Genomic DNA, 19,242 nt, shown 5'->3' on the forward strand with positions numbered 1-19,242 from the left:
TTAAATGATGAAAATGATTATCTGGTTGCCTTCAAATTAATCCTTGCAAGTATTGTGAACTCTGGATCATTTTTTAATAACTCAAATATTCTGTATAAATTTAAAGGCAATAAAACCGAATGCAAAATAAATATAGGATGTAAATGATAACCCAAACCGTAAGTAATGAACGCAACATTACTACAAACGGCTATGAGTCTTAATGTCAGAATTTTTTTGACATAAAATGTTGCAAAGACTAAAGAAGAAGCTACATATCCAACCAAATCAATCATTGATTCCATTTTAACCTCCACTTCCAAATCCCTTTCATTCAACATAACACTGACCAGAGGAGATTAGCAAGTTTTTTAATCAATTCTTATGGTTTTCTTAAGCGTTGAAATGTATAATCTATGATCTTTGAGTTAAATATATTACCAAACAGGAATTTTTTGTTTATATTTGGAGACAATATGCCTCTTACTTCGTTAAAAAAATTTTTAAAAGATATTAGAAAGGAAAATATAAAACAGCATCAGGTAAAACTTGTTTTAAAGACATCTCAGGATATTCAATTATTTTTAAATGCTTTGCGAGATTCGAGAAACCACGGAATCTCGTCCTTATCTGAACTTGATCTAAGTGATACTCGCTTTACTAATCAAGAGTTGAGTGATTTAGTCACTGCTCTTAATAATATACCTGGAATTAAATCTTTACGCTTGGATTCTTGTGGTCTTAAGGATAGTAACACAGTGGGGCTTTCCAAATTAGCTCACATCAAAAAATTATCATTGAAAAGTAATTACTTAAAGAACCGCCCTATGTTTAATTCTATGCTTGAAGCATTGTATTTGGATTATAATACAGAACTTAGCGCAAGTTATGTGTTATTTAGTTTAAGTCGTAATGCTGCTGCTTTAAAAAAACTATCCTTGCGTAATTGTGGTGTTACTGATGGTAATTTAGAGTATTTGACTCGGCCTGAGTCCAGGTTAAAAAGTCTGACACACTTTAATTTGCGAAGAAATAATATCACTTACCAAGGAGTGGATAGCATTGCTCATCTTCAATCGTTGACTACTATTGATTTAAGTCAAAATACTGGAATTGGTGATGAAGGTGTATCCAGGCTTGTGCTTTTAAAGCAGCTAAGAACCCTGTATTTGGATAATTGTGGAATAGGGGCAGAGGGAATTAAGGCAATTGCCAAAATGAATTTGCAGACTGTTGATTTGAGTTTCAATCCCGGGTTAAAAAAAGAATGGGGATTGGATGACATTCGACCTAATCATACCATTCGAACATTATTGTTAACATTTTGCAGCTTAAATGATAATCATGCCAAGCTTATTGTTTCGAAGTTTCCAGCGGCTACCGATTTAAATGTTGCGAATAACAATATGACCAGGGTAGGGGTAAAGGCTTTATTGAGTAACCCGATTATAGAAAATTTGGATGTCAGTACCCAATCGCTTTATGCAAAATCAACAGGAGCTTCTGGCACTGGTATGATCTCTCCCCGAATAATGATGAAGAAAAAGGAAATAAAACAACAGGAAAAAGAAAAAGCGCAGGATTTGCTAGATACTATTTGTAATACAATCACATTAAAGAGTATTAATCTGGAACATACAGGCATAACCTCCAGGATGTTATTAAGTTTAATTCCAGATGAAACAGATCACAAACGGTATCTTAAGAAAATTAATGGTGTATCCTGTAAAGAACTTAAGCCAAAATTAGAACAACAAATTGCCTTGAGAAAAGCTGAAAAACAAAGTTCTCCTCCTGTAATCATTGCAGTGGAAGATTCCAAACCAAGTAATTTAATGATTAAATCTGGCAGTAGTTCCAAGACTGAGTCGCAAACCAGGGAAGATGGATTGATAGCCAGTCCTGATGAAAAAATAAAAGCTCTGGAGCTAGAGAATCAAAAATTAAAAGATGAATTGGCAACAGCTCGTAAAAGAATTTTTGAATTGGAAAATCAGTCTTTATCTGGATCCAAAACAAGAAAAAAAATCTCAATACCACCATTGACAATCCCGGTGATGTTTCAGGATTTTGCAAAACCAGGAAAAAATGAAACAGATGACAACACCAGCAACGCAATAACGGCAATCCCCAAATAGCACAATTATTGTAAATGTATTCAGCATGACTAACATCCACTTGGATGTTAGTCATGTATTGCTTTACTTTTTCTTGCCAAAAATGTGAGTTAAGTGATCAATAATGGTTTCAACGGCATTTCGGCATGCCGGTGTTTCAGAGAGATCATTGAGCATCAGGAAATCATGGATTGTGCCCAGATGACGAACAGCAGTCACTGTCACACCCGCTGCGTTGAGTTTATGGGCATAGGCTTCGCCCTCATCACGCAAAACATCACACTCTCCAGTGATGACCAATGCTGGTGGTAGGCCTTTAAGTTGTTCAAGAGAGGCTTGCAGCGGACTTGCTGTAATTTCCTTTCTTTTTTCTTTATTGGGCAAATACTTATCCCAAAACCACTCCATCGCCTTTTTGGTTAGCCAGGGACCTTCAGCAAATTCTTTATAGGAAGCGTTATCAAAATTGGCATCAGTTACTGGATAAATAAGTACTTGATAATCAATTTTGGGGCCACCACGTTCTTTAGCAAGAAGAGTCATGACGCTGGTCATATTACCACCAACACTGTCGCCTGCAACGACAAATCGTGAAGTATCCAGATTAAATTGCTTGCCATGTTCTACTATATATTTCATGGCAGCGTAAGATTCTTCTATTTGTGTCGGGTACTGAGCTTCCGGAGCTAAAGTGTATTTAACAAACACGACTGCGGCATGAGTACCCACTGCTATTTCTCGTACGAGACGACCATGAGTTTGATAGTCGCCAAAAACCCAGCCAGCACCATGAAAAAACATAATGACAGGTAAGGCTTCTTTTGCACCTTTAGGGCGAACAATGCGAATGTCAACCTTACCGCCAGGCCCTACTGGCAAAGTTTTATCCTCAACATCGACATCAGGTTTCTCATTAGGCAAGGCTTGTAGTTGATCAAATATTGCCCTACCTTCTGCAACCGGTATGTCATAAATCGGTTTTCCACCCGCATTTTGTATTTTTTCAACAAATGACCAAGTTTTTGGTTCTATTCTTTTGCTTAAATCCATTTTGATTTTCCTTAATTTATAAATAGGGAAGACTTCTTATGTATAGTATATTGAATTGAAAAATCAAGGAAATTTGAGTTTGTTTGTAGATAACAATAACTGGTGGATGGTGTGTGATTGGGTATACAATGAATTAAATTTTGTTTTGAATCGCTCAAATTAATTTGCAAAAATATTAAATCAATTCAATGATATAAATTAGGTAATAAATTAATTTATGAGTGAATCATGCTCCAATTTTTTGAGAAAGGTTTGCAATATTCAGGAGAAAATATTTCCGCCGATTCTTATTTAATGAGAAAAATAATTGAAGCAGCAATTCCCTCTGCTGATAAGGGAACTGTTTCTGCTGAAAAAATGCTTGGCATGGTGAATCCAAATCAGATAGAAATAGTATCGGGTAGTGAGAACGCATATCGTTTAATAGTTCATAAAATTAAAGAGGCTAAAAAGCAAATACTTATTCAGGCTTTTGTATGGGAACCAGGAACTCAGGTTGTCAAAGATATCCGAAATGCGCTTTGTGACATCAAACATGAAGTCGATGTATTTCTTCTGGTCGATCAGTGGGATCGTTGGGCACAAGTTTTTTATCATGGCGAAATACTTCCTAAAAAACCAAAACATGATCCAGCCTGTTTGGGTTTAGATAATTTACCTCAGAATATTAACTTGCATATAGGTACTCATGTTCATAATTCCATCGCGTCCGATCATAATAAAGCCATCTGGATTGATGGGGATGTCATTTTGACAGGGGCCAATTTTCAGCAGGAAAATTATGGTCCTAATGGGTTTCATGATGCCGCCATGTTTATTCGTGGCGGATTTTATTAATAATAGAAATGGTCATGTCTATCTATTGATGGGAAAGGGATTCAATGATTTTAGCGAGAGATTCTATGGCGGTACAAATCAGAGTTCGATAGATTATTTTAGTTCACTACTTGATGAGGACAGGCAAAATAACTTGCAAGTTCGTCGGTTTCATCGTGTGAATGACAATGAAATTTCTATCAAAAAAGAGGTTATTCATATGAAATTTATGTCAATTGATGGGCAGGTGGTTATTTATGGTTCATCGAATCTTGATTTGTTAAGCTTACATAATAGCCATGAAACAAATATTGTAATTGATAATGCTGATTTTGCACAAAGAGCAATAGAACAATTATATCTACCCGTCTTTGAAACGAGTATACCAGTATTGATATCGCCTAAAAGAACCTGTTTTGTTTGTTCTAGATTTTAAGTTGTTTTGATCAAGCCAATATTAATTATAATCCTGATACATGAGTTCGACATAAAAAATAATTCCATTTTTATACAAACTCATGCAAATTACCATCAATGTCTTTATGTTTTAGATGAATAAGCATTGTCAATGCTCAAGTCCACACAGAAGAAGTTATATAAATTCAAACAACCTATTGGTTAGCTTTTTGTAATGCTTGCTGCTGTACTTGTTTAATCTGCTCCTGTAGGGTTGCTTGTATTTGTTTAATCTGATCTTGCGTTTGAGAATTGACTGTTTGAATTTGTTCTTGTAATTGAGATTGAACTTGTTTAATTTGATTTTGTAATTGGGAATTTAAAGCATCCAGTTGTTGCTGTTGTTTTGTTTGTATTTCCTGTAATTGAGATTGAATCTGGGCGTTTAATTGCTGAATCTGTTCAGCTGGTGTGCCGGTCAATTGAGCAGGGGTTTCATCAGCATAGGCTGGGGAAAACAAGATTGCCAACATCAAAGATGGAAGTGCATACAATATCACTTTTTTCATTTTTTATCTCCATTATTGAAAAAGTCCAAATTATCTAATTTATTTTGCTTTAATAATAATGCTAATTTAACTATAGCAGAATCAGAGTGAAAACAGGTTATACAATGTCTAATGCAATGAAGTAACTGACATTTTTACGATAGGTGGAAAAGAATCATGACCAAGGAATTATGTATGCGTTGTTATATTTCAGGAAGAGTTCAAGGGGTATGGTTTAGGGCTTTTGCTAAAAAATTGGCTGAACAATTGATGATAAGTGGATGGGCTCGGAATTTAGAAGATGGTCGTGTTGAGGTTTTTGCATGTGGAAAAGAAGATAAGCTAGAAGAATTTTATACCTGGTTGCAAAAAGGACCTCTTAATGCAAGAGTTGATGAATGTACACGAGAGAATTTACCTTGGGAAGATTATATAAGTTTTGATGTGTTATAAAAAATTAACGCGCTCTATTATGGGGTAAATTTTGTAGTTTGTTCAAAAAGTTGAGCATTCCAATTGCTGAAAATCAACATTTCAGTGAAAATGAGAGACAAAATTGTGAAAAATATCGTGAATCGATATTTTGGTTGCTCTTGGGACATCATTTGCGATTATTCAATAATGTATGATTTTTGACGCATTTGGATTAATGTTTGTGTTCTAATTTTCTATGATTTGTCTGTTAAGTATCTGGCTATACTCTTATCTCTCAACACCATGCTGAAAAAATAAATTAGTTTAATCGAACTACTTTCAAGTTTTATGTCAATTTATACCAGCCCTGCTTCCAATGGATACAAGCTATACTTAATAAAGAAGGTGCAGTTTATGAAATTAAAAAGACAGTGTATTAATGGGGTAGCATGTGTTTTTTTATCTTTATTAGCGGCGTTAACCTACCCACTCTTTGCAGAAGATAACCGGCAGTTTGTTACAGGTCAATCCCAGTTATCAGCTGCACAAGATCCGGCAGACAGTAGTTGGCTTCCTGATATTATTGGCTTGCCCAATGAAGAGCAAGTTGAAAATCTTACCAGACATGTTGCTGAGGTAATGACAGAAGAGGAAGATAAGAATTGTACTGCAATAGACTATAATCTCAGGATGCTTGTTTTTCAAAATTTTGTAATTTATCAGCATATGGCGAATGCACAGCACTACTATTTTAAAGAAAAAATGGCACTGAAATACGCTCATGCTCTTGCCATGATTCTAAAAGAAAGTAGCGGTGATCCAACTAATGTAACAGACATGAATGGCCGATCAATGTCTACAAGCAAACCTGGCACTAATTTGCAGCGCTGGAGCAATTTATTAAAACTAACAATGCAAAATGGAATTAAATTTAATTATCAAACCAATTTTGGACTGACTCAACTGTCTGCAGACAGGTTATTTCTTGCTTTTAAATTGGCTAATGGAGCGAGTCATAGCAAAGATTTTCTGGAAGGGAAGAATGGAGATGAAACTCCTAACAGAGTAGACATGGATTCGGCTATTGCCATTCGCAGATTGATTTGGTTTTATCAGGATATTGCTCAAGGGCGATTAAAGCAAAAAGATGAATGTATTAATGAGGAGGATATCTATAAACCTGAATTTAATGAAAGATACCAAGCTGGCTTAAGAATGGCTCTTTTATATTGTGGTACAAAATTTTTGTTTTGGATTGATAATGAACCTGTTCGGGTAAATTAAAATTCGACCTTTGAAAAGGCAATGGCTTCTATTGCCTATTGCAAACTGGGCAATTCAAAAACAGGGTATGGTACCGATGAAATGGATGAGCAGTGTTTTGCTGAATGGGTAACCTTATGTCCAGCTTTGAATGTGAATATAGCACTGCTTACTCCGCTTAGTTATTTTCAAACCAGAAAAACAAACCAATTTGTACTAATACATTTAATCGTTTGCTGAATAAAGAACCAAAAAATTGATGGCCTTTGTCTTATCACTTTGAATATTTAAAATCCTATCGTTACTTGCTGGTTACCTATTAATCAAATTAACAGTTTTGATGATTAGAGAACCTAAGTGGAGGGAAATTTGTTCTCAATCCTGTAAAAAAGATAATGCGCATTGATATGCTACATTTTCCACTACTAATCACAGTTTTGGCTTTGAATGCAATTTCCCTCTGAATCACATTGCTGGACTGTCTGGCAGTTATACCCCGTATTGCTTATTATATATGTTGGCGTAGCATACACTGGAGCAACCCAGCCATAACCTGGGTGATAATTACCCGCGCCTATAACATCATGATTGTAATAATCTGGATGATACCATCCCACATAACCTGCATTTGTATGAATTCCACCAACGAAATGAGCTGCAGCACAAATCATAGAAGCAAATAATGCAATGACACAGATAACTGTGCGAGAAATGGATAAATTCCATTTGGGTATGCTCATAGCTCTCTCCTTTTCAAAGAATCATTTCACTGATGACAGTGAATATTCTAAAAGTATAGTTCTTTTATTATTCTCTGTGGGTTTGTGTTTATAAAGTAAAAAAATTAACTGATTTAATATAAATTGATTATGGGCAATAGATCTAAAGTAGCTCATTAATAGAGCAATTATGCTGTCTTCGAATTGCTTTAGTTTGAACCTATTTATGCTCAGTATATAATTGGTGATCTGTTTTAAAATAAATTTCATTGAACTGATTAGTTTTTGGATAACCGCACGTGATAAGCAATCGATGTGCCATAGCACATCGATTTAAAAATATCTAACCTGTGAGAGTTTGAGTTGGGATTGTATTTTCTTCTGACGAAACGGGCGTTGGAGACTCTTTTTCCTCAGTAGCCATAATACCTAATTTACCAAGTACTTTTGCATTACTATACGGCGTAGGCTTGCGGGAAAGTTGGAGTTGTTCCAAACGTTTAACTACTTCTTCTTGACGTTCCAATAGTTCCTGATAACGTTTGTTACTAAAGTTTAATTCTTCTTTAACAAGACATAGCTCATGTTCGGCTTCACATATACGTTGAGCAACATCATTGAAACTTTGTTCTTTATTAGAGAGAAAATCATTCAATTTATTTTGAAACGATTCCCTATGATTATGATCTGTAATAGCAGTTTGAGACAGTTTTTCTACAGTATTTTTTAATACTTGAGTAACAGTTTCGGCTTTTTCAATTTCTACTGACATTTCTTTCTTAACTTGATCCAGCTCAGAAATTTTTTCAGATAATTCAATTTCATTTTTTGCAATTTCTTCCCTGATTCTGCATAATTCTTCCTGATTTATCTTTAGTAATTCGGTTTGAACTTGTACTTTTTCATCCAGAGTTTCTGATGTTTTTTCCAATTCCTCTCTAACTTTACGCAAAGTTTGTTCGGTTTTTTGTAATTGCTCAGCTTGTTTTATTAATCGCATAATATGATCACTCAGTTGAGTAACGTTGAGGTTTAATCTATCATTTTCTTTATGAAAATACTCAATTTGTTCAGCAATTTGCTTGCGGAGAGGCTCAAAAGACTCGATAACTTTTCCCAGGTTATCTGCCAAACCTATCATTTCTTCTTTTAAACGATCAGTAATATGCTCTTCTTTTTGAACATGATTTTCAAGAAGCAGGGCACTACCAACATAAGTCACCAGAGTCAGGACACTAGCTACAATAAGAGAGGCCACTTGAATTGCAATTCCAAGTGTCAAGGTGGGAACAACCAATACTATTCCAAGAGTAATTTTCAACCATAACTGCATTTCTCCCCAGTAGGCAGCCACACGACCAAAAAAACTGCGATTTTTTGCCAAGGAATCTATAACCGCAGCAATATGTTTTTTGATTTGATCAAAATTTTCTTGGGTGGTTTCCAATACTTTCAGCTTTTTTACCAATATTTCCGTGTTTTCTTCAGGGAGGGGCTGGTCTTTGGGGGTATCCTCTTTAATTTCATCAACGCATAGATTAGCTTTTGGAGTATCTGTCATGATTCATATTCCTTTATTTCCATTTTGACTACATTCAACCCGAAAGAGCTTGCAATCTACTTCTTTCTGGTTCAATCCCATGAGTTCCCTGAATAGGTCAAACTTTCCTGATTCTATCGAATAATTTTAAGCCAGTCATTATTTTTTTAGAGCGAGACTCTGTACATAACAGGTTTTTGTCATGTGCAGAGTGAGTGAAATCAGAGAAAGAGGCTATTTAATTTTCAGATTTTTAAATCAATCAGGGTGTTGGAGGTTTTTCCTGACGGGCTGATCCATCAACCGATTGGTTAATGCAATGGCCAGGGCTGAAACAATTAAAGTTAAATGAATCACAACCTGCCACATAATAGAATAATTGCTAAGTTTTGCAGGGTCTATAAAAGTTCTTAACAGATGAATCGAGGAGATACCTATCAGTGAAAGAGCCAATTTGATTTTCATGGCTCCTGCATCAAAATGGTCAAGCCATTCAGGTTGATCAGGGTGAGAATCCAATTGCAAATGGGATACAAAGGTTTCATAGCCGCCCATAACTACCATAATCAGAAGATTCGCAATCATGACGACGTCAATAAGATCCAATACTCCAAGCATGATATGGGTATCATCCAGGCCTTTAAGATGAAAAATGAGTTCAAATAATTCAATGATGAAGCGATAAACATATCCGGCCAGTATTAAGATCAAACCAAGATACAAGGGAAGTTGAAGCCATCTTCCCATAAAAATAAGATTACTGATGCCTAATTTGATTCGATTCATTTTGTCGATTCACTACAAAATATAACTTATTGAATGACCTTATGATAAGCTTTCCTGAAGGTTTTGTTAATACTTATTATACTCATACTATGCATAATATGATCATATTTAAATCATTCTTAAATGTTATACTCTTCAGAGAATTAACAAAAGAGAATTAACAAAAGAGAATTAACAAAGCCTATTTGCTACCGCATGATGGTTATTTAAACTAAGTTTCTGATTAATAAAAAATAATTTTCTATAGTTAAGGATAATAGATGAAATATTTACATACCATGGTTAGAGTTTCGAATTTAGAACAATCACTCGATTTTTATTGTAATAAATTGGGTTTGATAGAAGTAAAACGAACTGAAAATGCCAAAGGCCGTTTTACCTTGGTATTTTTAGCTGCTCCTGCTGATATAGAGCAAGTTCAAACTTCTTATGGACCAATGCTAGAGTTGACTTATAACTGGGATCCGGAGGATTACACTGAGGGAAGAAATTTTGGCCATTTGGCATATCATGTGGATGATATCTATAAAATCTGCCAACATTTACAGGAATGTGGTGTCGTAATTAATAGGCCACCCAGAGATGGCCACATGGCTTTTATTCGTTCTCCTGATAATATTTCTATCGAATTATTGCAAAAGGGTGAGCCTTTGCCAAAGCAGGAACCTTGGTTATCTGCACCCAATATTGGACATTGGTAACCGGACAATTGCATTCTGGTAGTGAATAGTGGAAATAATTTAATCATACTAAAATAGTATTTCGGGCCAAATGGCAATGTTGAATCAATCGATGCAAATTTTAAAATCACTATCAGAGGGTATGGGAACAGCAGGGGGGGTGGCATGGACTACCTTTGGACTGCTATTTGGTTCTTTTGGACTAACTGTTGGCAATTCGGCACTGACTATTTCATTGGGCGTCATTTCTGCCAGTTTATTCCTATTAGTCGCAATACCTGTTACTTATTGGTCTTATTGTAATTCGCATAAAGAAAATGATGAATTACGACATGCTATTGAAGAACAGGAAAATCAAATCTTTCATTATTTGACGGAATATTTATTGGCAATCAGGCAAGAATGTTTGCTTAAAAATCCTCAAAAATATCGTAATCATTATGATAAGTCTGTGCTGGCCGAAGATCTTGAAAATCGATTATTAAAAACCAGATCAAAACGGCCTGTTTCGTTTACGACAGCACAATTTCTAGACTGTCTATTAGATGACAATCATAAAAATTCTATTTTGGGTATGTTAACAGATGCCTGCACGATGGATAAGTTGGTATTGAAAAAGAAACTATTGGCTATTTATCGTGATAGCGTTTTTCTTCAGCTTGAAGAACTTTCCCTATTTGCCAAATTAAAAACTGGATTTATTGCGTTTTGTGCCGGATTTGGGTCGCTAGCTGGTTGTTCCAGTGGTTCATTGGGTTTGTTTGCAGCCCTAGGTATTTTCCCCGGTTTTGCAGCAGTTCCTTTGGTTGGGTTAGCAATTATGGGTATCGCTTGTGTTTTTGGTTTCTTTCTGTCTGGAATGAGTATTGATATCGCGATCCAAAGGAGTAAAGAAAAACAGTTATTTGTCCAAAGTGAAGCAATCCATCATGATTTAAAAAACTTGGCCACGTTGAAAACTGAATCTGTTAAGGCCGAATTAAAAGCACAAACCAAATATCAAATTAGAGCTAAAGAGAGATTGACAGGGAAATTAGCAAGGCCGAAGCTGCTGAAGCGATCTTCTTCATTTGATAGTTATTTTTATAGAAACCATCCCTTATGGAATATTTCTCATAACCCTCCAGAGGCTTCGAAATGCAGCTTCGAAACCACGGGTTCTCCTTTTTCACTTTGAATAACCTGTCTCTTTCATTATATTGCTGTGTTGTAAACTTTTTCTGGTACTCAGCCTTAAAACAAAAAACCAGGTTATGTAAAGATTTATTACAACCTTTGTTTTCGTGCTGGTCAAATATTTTTTGGATTAGACTCTTACGGTCATAAATTTTTGCTGCAATGATGCTTTTACTCATGTCCATTTCTATTGATATAATTAACGCTGCGATTTGGATTTATTTATGATTTTGATGTAAAAAAAGGTTGTCTTATAAAAGACTTGCATTAAAATAGAAAAACCACTTGACAGTATTAATGCGTCTAATTAAACTGCACACCTTATTTTGGGGTTATAGCTCAGCTGGGAGAGCGCTTGCATGGCATGCAAGAGGTCGGCGGTTCGATCCCGCCTAGCTCCACCATCAACATCGTTGTATGTTGATGGTAAAAAAAGTACTAGGTCCCCATCGTCTAGAGGCCTAGGACATCGCCCTTTCACGGCGGTAACGGGGGTTCGAATCCCCCTGGGGACGCCATTATTTGGCATTTAAGCAGTGTAGTAGTGTGTTAATGTAATCTTAATAAGATCCAGGTCCCCATCGTCTAGAGGCCTAGGACATCGCCCTTTCACGGCGGTAACGGGGGTTCGAATCCCCCTGGGGACGCCATTATTTTGAATGGCGACTATTTTTAGGTCTTTCTTGCTATCTAAAGCCTTTCAAAAATTGTTCTTGTATTGAATCCGAATAATCTCTCATGCATTCGATAAGCATACTCGTCAGTCATGTTTGCTAAATAATCACAAACGACTCTATAAGCAGCGACCTCATCTGGAGCTTGCGAAAATAACACTCGATTTTTATTATCAAGCAAGCTGGCTGGATTGGAGCTGATGGCATCAAATAGGCGGAGTACTACCGTTTGACCTCCATACTCAAAGGTACGAGCTTCTTGGGAGTCAATAACATTATTATAGATACATTGCATTAAATAGCAGAGGAGGGCATGGGCTTCTGGGATAAGTGCAATATTATGTTTTAATAAACTGTTTTCAAATTCTTCATTGGTTACAATGATTTGAGTTGAGGTAATAAAATAATTGACCATTTCTCCGATAGCTTGTTTTCTTAAACAAATTTCTGGAGAAAATAGAGAATTAAGCAAACGCTCCTGATGTGGCGAGAGGGTTGTTTCACTGATTAATTGCCTGAACTCAGGAATATCAAGATGTGAACGGTTAATTAATCTTAAGTGAATTGCATCTTCCAGGTCATGGACTCCATAGGCAATATCGTCCGCTGTGTCCATAATAGAGCAATCAAAATTATGATAGGCTGCTTTACCTGTTTGGGTACCATTAGGCTTTACGGAGAGAGACTGAAATAATTCTCTGTCATTATCTGATAAAGGCGATAATAACCAATCGACTTCTGGCTGCTCGCAATCAAAATAAGCTTTAGGAGGCAGCCAGTCATTGATTTTGATTGTTTTATGAATCGATTCATGAATAGGGGGTTGTTTGGGAGCTACCACCTTAGCTCGTTTTACCGGGTATTTTAAAATACCTAGCAGCGCACGACGAGTTAGATCCAGGCCAAAACCACCGTAACTATTTTCAACTTTTGTCAGTAAGCGAAGAGTTTGTCCATTGCCTTCAAATCCTCCATAATGTCGCATCATATAATTCAATGCGACTTCTCCTCCATGTCCGAAGGGCGGATGGCCAATGTCATGAAGCAAACAAATCACGCTGATGAGATCATCATTTGGCAAAAGGCTGGACAATAACAGCTGGTGTTCCTGATTGGTCATCAAGTTGCGAACGATACTTCTACCTATAGAATCTACTTCCAGGGAATGGGTTAGACGGGTTCTATGAAAATCGCCCTCATCTGTTCCGAGAATTTGTGTTTTTCTTTGTAGTCTTCTAAATGCTGGACAGTGAATTACTCTTGTCCTATCTCGCTCATAGGGATCTCTATGATCTTGAGAGCCTCTTTGATTGGTTTGACCAGAACGTCTATGAGTCCACATATCTTTTGCCCTTATTCCACAAACTAATTACTTTATTCTATACCATGTTGGGAAACAATAGATTCTTTGCATAGTCTCTGGAAAATGACGATTGTTTATAATGGTTTTATTTTTTGATGCACGCAGAATAACGGAAATTTTTTTCGGACGATGGCTTGAATAGAAGTCCAATAACGCTGAATCAACTCATAAAATATTTTCCTAAAGTTTTCCTTATTTTTGTAGATAACAACAAATAAGAGTAAAAGTAAGAGTTAAAATCAGGGGGGTGTTATGATGGGTATTAGCATCAGGTACATCATTCTAGGTATCGGCGTAATGAATATTTCTTCTTGCATGGTTTATGAGGATACATACACTACCCGCTATCAAATTTATACCTATGATTATGGTCAGTTATATCCTCAAGCAGATTATCATGCTCGTGATTACAATTATGGTAATCAATCTGGTCAAAGTGTTGTGGTTCCTGATTCATATCATGTTGGAGAGTATCATTCTCCTGTATCCTTTAAGGACAGAGATAGAAATTGGGTAAACAGTCAAAATCCCCAAGGCTATACGATTCAGATTGCTGATGACGAAAAGGCTTCTTATGTGGCCCAAAAACTCTACAAAGCACCTAAAAATGATAGAATGGCTCAAGTGAAATATTATCAAAATGGCAAAACCCATTATAAGGGTTTATATGGTACTTATGATAGTCAAGAAGCAGCTCAAAAAGCATTGGAATCATTACCTCCTGAAATTAAACAGGGTGCTGGAATTAAAGATTGGGGGAGTGTTCAAGGAAATTTGAATGAATAGGTTATCTTGAGAAACTATATGTATTTTAAAAAATACTTTGATATTCTGTACCTTATTATTCTAAGGTCAGTGCTTATAGTCTTGAATAATACATAATAGCAATTCTAACTTGTAGAGAGTATGATCATCAGTCGGGTTACTCCCGTTGTTGAGGTTTTCTCCACATCAAATTGTTTTATATTGATAGAATAGACTTCGTTGATTTTTGCAAGCCATTGTATAAAGTTTTGAAAAGGGACTGCGTCAAAGGTTAATTGAACATCCCCCGAGCCTGTTTGTTGTAATTGATAGGGGAATTTGAGTGTTTTATTATTTTTAAGTTGGGAAGCAAGAATAGTTAACAATTGGCTGTTATCTACAGATTCCTTTCTTTTGGCAGAGCGTTTTTGCATTCTTACTTGCTTCATCCATTCCAATGTTTCAGTTTTTTCAATTAATTGAGTGGATTTTTGATTTACCTGGTTGCTCAGAGGGGCGTAAAGTAATAAATAGTAGCCATAAATAAAAAGTGATACTCCAGCCACTATAACCATCCACTTTTCTCGATCATTCAGCGTGTTTAAATAGGTTTTCACGTTAACTCCAGAGTTGCAACCACTTGTTGATCTTTCGTTGAGGCTTGAGTTTGTTTCACTTTGAGTTGTGATTGTTTTAGTTTATTTTCAATTTTTTGTAAGCTTTCAAAATCAGAACTTACCAATGTGATTGATATTGTTTTGTTTTGATACCTTAATTGCTCTACTGTGATACCACTATCTTTTATGGCTCTAGATAATTGATTTAATATAAACCAAAATCGAGTTTGATTTTCTGCAGTACTCCCCCCAAGAAGCTGACTTATTCGAAACTTAGGACTGATGACCTGTTTGGCATCAGGAAAAAACTCACGATAAATAACCGCAGTTTGCCGGTCAATTTCATCTATTTGTCTATTGAGCCAATGTAAAGAAAGCCAATTAACAAAAAGAATAGAAATTAACCAGAAGCCGCATAATCCGCCAACCAATAGGTATCCTTTTTTAACCCAATCGGTTGTTTTTCCATGTTGTATTTCACCTTGACAAAGATTGAGTGGTTTTGATTTTATCAATCTTTTACTAATCCAGGTGTATGAGTGTTCTTCATTTTGGCTTGCTGGAGAGGCGACAGGTATTTTGCTGTCTTGAAACAGATGAGCGGGAGTGTGTGGATGATTTTTCAGGTAAGTTTGAGCCAAATCACCTGAGAGGACACCTTTAAAATCTTCGTTATTGATCAATAGCTCGGATTCACTAATGATCAATTCTTGAGATGCTAGCGCAAACCAGTCAAGAGTTACTGCATCAAACTCTATCCCATGCTCATCAAAAACTTGAATTAACTTTCTCATTCGTTGTTTATCAATCACAACAACGAGATATTGGTTATTCTGATAATAAAATTTATCAAAGGCAAAATGAAGTTCTTCGACTGGTTGAGTTACTTTATCCTCAAGTGCATAGGGAATTGCAATTCTGGCTTTTCTTTCAGGTAGCCATGGAAGTGCAAGACCAAGAAGTATTGCTCTGGTACAGGTTTCTACAATAATTGTACTGGATTCTTTTTGTAAATCTTTTATTTGCGAGAAATTACGAAACTCAGGGGGAGCAATGAGCTCACCCAAGTCAGATATTTTCAGGCATACACAACCATTATCATCGAGATGTTTGCTAAAAATAAAACACTTATCCATGAGTCAAACTCTGTATTGTTATGGCTGTCAATTTTTCAGTATATACCAGTAATTATTATTATTTCCAGCTGGCATTAAGCATAAGCCCTGCGCCTTTTAGTGGCACTAGTATACCAATGTTGCTTCAATTGCTGGGATAATAAATAAACCGCCAGAGCATATTGAGGGCTAGAATTATAGCGGGTAATTACAAAAAAATTGGGATAGGCAATCCAGTATTCTTTACCCTTTCTTGTAACTAACTCAATGACTCCTGCACGAGGAGGATGATTTTGTGACGCTGTAATTGGTTTTACTCCATAGCTTATAAGTTGTGAGTATCGGTAATTTGCTGTTTTAGGGTTTATACGAAGTTGTTTGTATCGCCATCCGGAGATTTTGGCCGGTTGAGCGATGCCTTGATTTAAGTTCCAACCATGCTTATGCAAATAATTGGCGATGCTGGCAATAGAGTCACCATTGTCATTGACTAAGTCTCTTCGACCATTGTTATTAAAGTCCACTGCATAATATCGATAACTGCTTGGCATAAATTGAGGTTTTCCTATGGCACCTGCGTAAGACCCTTTGTATTGAGTTGGGGATACGTGCTGTTCTCGGCACAGGAGGAAAAACTCCTTTAATTCTTTAGTAAAGAATGCAGAACGTTTGGGGTAGTTGAAAGCCAGTGTAGCCAGAGTATCCAAGACTCTGTATTCACCCTGACGCTCACCATACATTGTCTCTACTCCTAAAATAGCTATAATGATCTCCGGAGACACCCCATACCTTCTCTGAATTTTTTCCAATGTTTTTTGATTTTCAGCCCAAAATTGCAATCCGCTTTTTAATCTTTTCTGAGTAAGAAATAGTTCTCGGTAGACATCCCAGTTTTTCTTTTCATAGGGCTTCTCCATAGATTCGATGACTTGAGGTTGAAGTTTAACTTGGTTCATTACTGTAGTTAACTGGTTACGATTAAAGTGATAATTCGTTACCATCATGTTAATAAACGATTGTACGTCTTTACGTTTTGTAAATGTTGTGTCGGAATAGGTAGTGAAAGATAAAAGGAAGAGTGAAATGAAACCTAGCCAGATGATTTGTCGCATCATGTACCCTGTATCGTTGCAAAGCACGAATTTTAGTAAAAATAAAGGCTCATAGCAAATTTTTGACCTTTGTTTATCTTAAATACAGTGCATGAAATTGGTAAATGAATAGTCAATTTTCTTACTCTTAAGAATATAAAAACGACTGAATTTGCTTTGCCTACTTTCTGCATGCGAACATTTAAGATAGACTTATGCTATTTGCAAGAAGGTTAGAACAGTTGAAAGATTTAAACCGAATTCGAAATTTTTCAATAATTGCCCATATTGATCATGGCAAATCTACGTTGGCTGATCGATTTATCCAAATTTGCGGCGGATTGACTGAGCGTGAAATGAGCTCGCAAGTTCTTGATTCTATGGATATTGAACGTGAGCGAGGTATTACCATCAAAGCGCAATGTGTTTCTTTAAATTATACAGCTAAAGATGGAAAGACCTATTTATTGAATTTTATCGATACGCCAGGGCATGTTGATTTTAGTTACGAGGTATCTCGTTCTCTTGCCGCTTGTGAAGGTGCTATTCTGGTTGTTGATGCAGCACAGGGAGTTGAAGCGCAAACTTTAGCGGTTTGTTATACAGCAATTGATCAGTCTCTTACCGTATTGCCAGTACTGAATAAAATTGATTTGCCGCAGGCAGAACCTGAGCGAGTTATTTCCGAGATCGAAGATATTATTGGTCTCGATGCTCAAGATGCGATTAGAGTGAGTGCTAAAAGTGGCTTGGGTGTTAATGATGTTTTAGAGGCATTAGTTGCGAATATTCCCCCTCCGAAAGGCGATGTTCATGCCCCATTACAAGCACTTATTATTGACTCCTGGTTTGATAGTTATTTAGGAGTTGTGTCACTGGTTCGTATTGTTAATGGCGCCATACGAAAAGGGGATAAAATGCGAGTGATGTCCACAGGCAGGGCTTATGAAGTGGATCAAGTTGGTATTTTTACCCCCAAACGGACTAAACTGGATGCTTTATATGCTGGTGAAGTGGGTTATGTTGTTGCTGGTATAAAGGAAATTCAGGGCGCTCCAGTTGGTGATACTTTAACTCTGGATAGAAATCCAGCTGATAAAGTTCTTCCAGGGTTTCAACGCGTTAAGCCCCAAGTTTATGCTGGTTTGTTTCCAGTCAGCTCGGATGATTTTGAGGCATTTAGAGAGGCTTTGGCTAAATTGAGTTTAAATGATGCTTCTTTATTTTATGAGCCGGAATCTTCAGAGGCTTTGGGATTTGGTTTTCGTTGCGGATTTTTAGGCATGCTGCATATGGAAATCATTCAGGAGAGATTGGAAAGAGAATATAACCTTGATTTGATTTCTACGGCACCCACTGTTGTTTATCAGATTGTAACTCAGAAAGGGGAAACTTTATTAATTGACAATCCTTCGCATTTGCCCCCAACCCCGCAAATAAAAGAGATGTATGAGCCAATTGTCAGAGCAAATATTCTAGTGCCACAAGATTATTTGGGGCCTATCATTACCTTATGTGTTGAAAGACGTGGTGTTCAAGTCAGTATGACCTATAGTGGTCGTCATGTTTCTGTTGTTTATGATATTCCCATGAGCGAAGTAGTCTCTGATTTCTTTGATAGATTAAAATCAGTTAGTAGAGGTTATGCCTCTTTGGATTATAACTTCCAAAGATTCCAGATTGCTGATTTGGTCAAGATGGATATATTAATAAATAGCGAACGTGTTGATGCTCTTGCTCTGATTGTTCATAGAGATTCCGCTCATAGCCGCGGAAAATTAATTGCGGAGAAGATGCAACAGCTTATTCCAAGACAGATGTTTGATGTGGCTATTCAGGCTGCTATAGGGAGCCATATTATCGCTAGGCAAACAGTGAAAGCATTGCGCAAAAACGTTACAGCAAAGTGTTATGGTGGTGATGTGACGCGTAAGCGGAAATTGCTGGAAAAACAAAAAGCTGGCAAGAAAAGAATGAAACAGGTGGGGCATGTAGAAATACCTCAAGAAGCATTTATGGCCGTGTTTCAAACAGATAAAAAAAAGTAGAGCCGCTCATTTAATAATAAGGATGTGTTGACCTTTTCGTCAGCATCTGGACATAAGTCAAATCATGATTAAATTGTCTTTTGCTTAAAATTGAGGATATTGAATT

The 19,242-nt window shown here is 36.5% G+C and carries 18 protein-coding genes, 3 tRNA genes and 1 pseudogene; 12 read left to right on the plus strand and 10 right to left on the minus strand.

All coding sequences use genetic code 11. From position 1 onward, the window contains the following. Nucleotides 1-17 precede the first annotated feature (17 nt). Nucleotides 18-320 (minus strand): hypothetical protein, encoded by a 303-nt coding sequence (locus tag OQI99_RS03085; protein WP_011214138.1) that lies wholly within the window; start codon nt 318-320, stop codon nt 18-20. Nucleotides 321-395: 75 nt separating this feature from the next. On the opposite strand from OQI99_RS03085, the gene legLC8 reads away from it, so the two are divergent. Further along, nucleotides 396-2,117: a Dot/Icm T4SS effector LegLC8 gene (gene legLC8, locus OQI99_RS03090; protein WP_080447118.1), complete on the plus strand. Its 1,722-nt coding sequence runs from the start codon at nt 396-398 to the stop codon at nt 2,115-2,117. Nucleotides 2,118-2,180: 63 nt separating this feature from the next. Here legLC8 and OQI99_RS03095 read toward each other — a convergent pair whose 3' ends face one another. Continuing rightward, a complete protein-coding gene (locus OQI99_RS03095; RefSeq protein ID WP_061512491.1) occupies nt 2,181-3,146 on the minus strand; it encodes an alpha/beta hydrolase in 966 nt (321 codons plus the stop codon). Nucleotides 3,147-3,374: 228 nt separating this feature from the next. Between OQI99_RS03095 and OQI99_RS03100 the strand changes: the two are divergent. Further along, a pseudogene (locus tag OQI99_RS03100) lies at nt 3,375-4,398 on the plus strand (phospholipase D-like domain-containing protein). A gap of 175 nt (nt 4,399-4,573) precedes the next feature. Here OQI99_RS03100 and OQI99_RS03105 read toward each other — a convergent pair. Then, on the minus strand, nt 4,574-4,927 hold the full coding sequence (locus tag OQI99_RS03105) for a hypothetical protein (protein ID WP_011214134.1): 354 nt from the start codon (nt 4,925-4,927) through the stop codon (nt 4,574-4,576). Between the two features lie 156 nt (nt 4,928-5,083). Between OQI99_RS03105 and OQI99_RS03110 the strand changes: the two genes are divergently transcribed. From OQI99_RS03110 to OQI99_RS03120, 3 genes are all read left to right on the plus strand, one after another. Then, the gene (locus tag OQI99_RS03110) at nt 5,084-5,359 is read left to right on the plus strand and encodes an acylphosphatase (protein ID WP_061512492.1); all 276 of its coding nucleotides are present in this window, start codon (nt 5,084-5,086) and stop codon (nt 5,357-5,359) included. A 375-nt stretch (nt 5,360-5,734) separates the two neighbouring features. Continuing rightward, entirely contained in the window at nt 5,735-6,604 is an 870-nt protein-coding gene (locus tag OQI99_RS03115; RefSeq protein ID WP_241495142.1) for a hypothetical protein, read from the plus strand. Between the two features lie 21 nt (nt 6,605-6,625). Continuing rightward, nucleotides 6,626-6,823 carry a hypothetical protein gene (locus OQI99_RS03120; protein WP_241495143.1) on the plus strand — a complete coding sequence of 66 codons (198 nt, stop codon included), beginning with the start codon at nt 6,626-6,628 and terminating at the stop codon, nt 6,821-6,823. Between the two features lie 185 nt (nt 6,824-7,008). On the opposite strand, the gene OQI99_RS03125 is transcribed toward OQI99_RS03120, so the two are convergent. The 3 genes from OQI99_RS03125 to OQI99_RS03135 all read right to left on the minus strand — a co-directional run bounded on the left by OQI99_RS03125 (nt 7,009) and on the right by OQI99_RS03135 (nt 9,628). After that, nucleotides 7,009-7,323, minus strand: coding sequence for a hypothetical protein (locus OQI99_RS03125; RefSeq protein WP_061512493.1), 315 nt, complete (start codon nt 7,321-7,323; stop codon nt 7,009-7,011). 322 nt (nt 7,324-7,645) lie between these two features. After that, entirely contained in the window at nt 7,646-8,863 is a 1,218-nt protein-coding gene (legC2, locus tag OQI99_RS03130; RefSeq protein ID WP_061512494.1) for a Dot/Icm T4SS effector LegC2/YlfB, read from the minus strand. Nucleotides 8,864-9,100: 237 nt separating this feature from the next. After that, nucleotides 9,101-9,628: a TIGR00645 family protein gene (locus tag OQI99_RS03135; RefSeq protein WP_061512495.1), complete on the minus strand. Its 528-nt coding sequence runs from the start codon at nt 9,626-9,628 to the stop codon at nt 9,101-9,103. 260 nt (nt 9,629-9,888) lie between these two features. Between OQI99_RS03135 and OQI99_RS03140 the strand changes: the two genes are divergently transcribed. From OQI99_RS03140 to OQI99_RS03160, 5 genes are all read left to right on the plus strand, one after another. After that, the gene (locus OQI99_RS03140) at nt 9,889-10,329 is read left to right on the plus strand and encodes a VOC family protein (RefSeq protein WP_010947599.1); all 441 of its coding nucleotides are present in this window, start codon (nt 9,889-9,891) and stop codon (nt 10,327-10,329) included. Between the two features lie 91 nt (nt 10,330-10,420). Continuing rightward, on the plus strand, nt 10,421-11,485 hold the full coding sequence (locus OQI99_RS03145) for a hypothetical protein (protein WP_061512496.1): 1,065 nt from the start codon (nt 10,421-10,423) through the stop codon (nt 11,483-11,485). A gap of 327 nt (nt 11,486-11,812) precedes the next feature. After that, a tRNA-Ala gene (locus OQI99_RS03150) sits at nt 11,813-11,888 on the plus strand. Between the two features lie 38 nt (nt 11,889-11,926). Then, nucleotides 11,927-12,002 (plus strand) — tRNA-Glu (locus OQI99_RS03155). A 56-nt stretch (nt 12,003-12,058) separates the two neighbouring features. After that, nucleotides 12,059-12,134: transfer RNA gene (locus tag OQI99_RS03160), tRNA-Glu, on the plus strand. Between the two features lie 40 nt (nt 12,135-12,174). Here OQI99_RS03160 and OQI99_RS03165 read toward each other — a convergent pair. Continuing rightward, complete coding sequence (locus OQI99_RS03165; RefSeq protein ID WP_061512497.1) at nt 12,175-13,500, minus strand: anti-phage deoxyguanosine triphosphatase; 1,326 nt, start codon at nt 13,498-13,500, stop codon at nt 12,175-12,177. Between the two features lie 273 nt (nt 13,501-13,773). Here OQI99_RS03165 and OQI99_RS03170 point away from each other — a divergent pair, with 273 nt between their 5' ends. Then, nucleotides 13,774-14,307, plus strand: coding sequence for an SPOR domain-containing protein (locus OQI99_RS03170; protein WP_080447120.1), 534 nt, complete (start codon nt 13,774-13,776; stop codon nt 14,305-14,307). Nucleotides 14,308-14,411: 104 nt separating this feature from the next. Here OQI99_RS03170 and lspM read toward each other — a convergent pair whose 3' ends face one another. From lspM to mltB, 3 genes are all read right to left on the minus strand, one after another. Continuing rightward, complete coding sequence (gene lspM, locus OQI99_RS03175; RefSeq protein WP_061512498.1) at nt 14,412-14,882, minus strand: GspM family type II secretion system protein LspM; 471 nt, start codon at nt 14,880-14,882, stop codon at nt 14,412-14,414. Further along, nucleotides 14,879-16,018 (minus strand): GspL family type II secretion system protein LspL, encoded by a 1,140-nt coding sequence (gene lspL, locus OQI99_RS03180; RefSeq protein ID WP_061512499.1) that lies wholly within the window; start codon nt 16,016-16,018, stop codon nt 14,879-14,881. Before lspL ends, lspM begins: the two co-directional genes overlap by 4 nt. Before the next feature lie 74 nt (nt 16,019-16,092). After that, complete coding sequence (gene mltB / locus OQI99_RS03185; RefSeq protein WP_061512500.1) at nt 16,093-17,109, minus strand: lytic murein transglycosylase B; 1,017 nt, start codon at nt 17,107-17,109, stop codon at nt 16,093-16,095. Between the two features lie 194 nt (nt 17,110-17,303). Here mltB and lepA point away from each other — a divergent pair, with 194 nt between their 5' ends. Further along, nucleotides 17,304-19,136: a translation elongation factor 4 gene (gene lepA / locus OQI99_RS03190; protein WP_061512501.1), complete on the plus strand. Its 1,833-nt coding sequence runs from the start codon at nt 17,304-17,306 to the stop codon at nt 19,134-19,136. The last annotated feature ends 106 nt before the right edge of the window (nt 19,137-19,242 follow it).

Source organism: Legionella sp. PATHC039 (assembly GCF_026191275.1).
GTDB classification, from domain to species: Bacteria; Pseudomonadota; Gammaproteobacteria; order Legionellales; family Legionellaceae; genus Legionella; species Legionella pneumophila.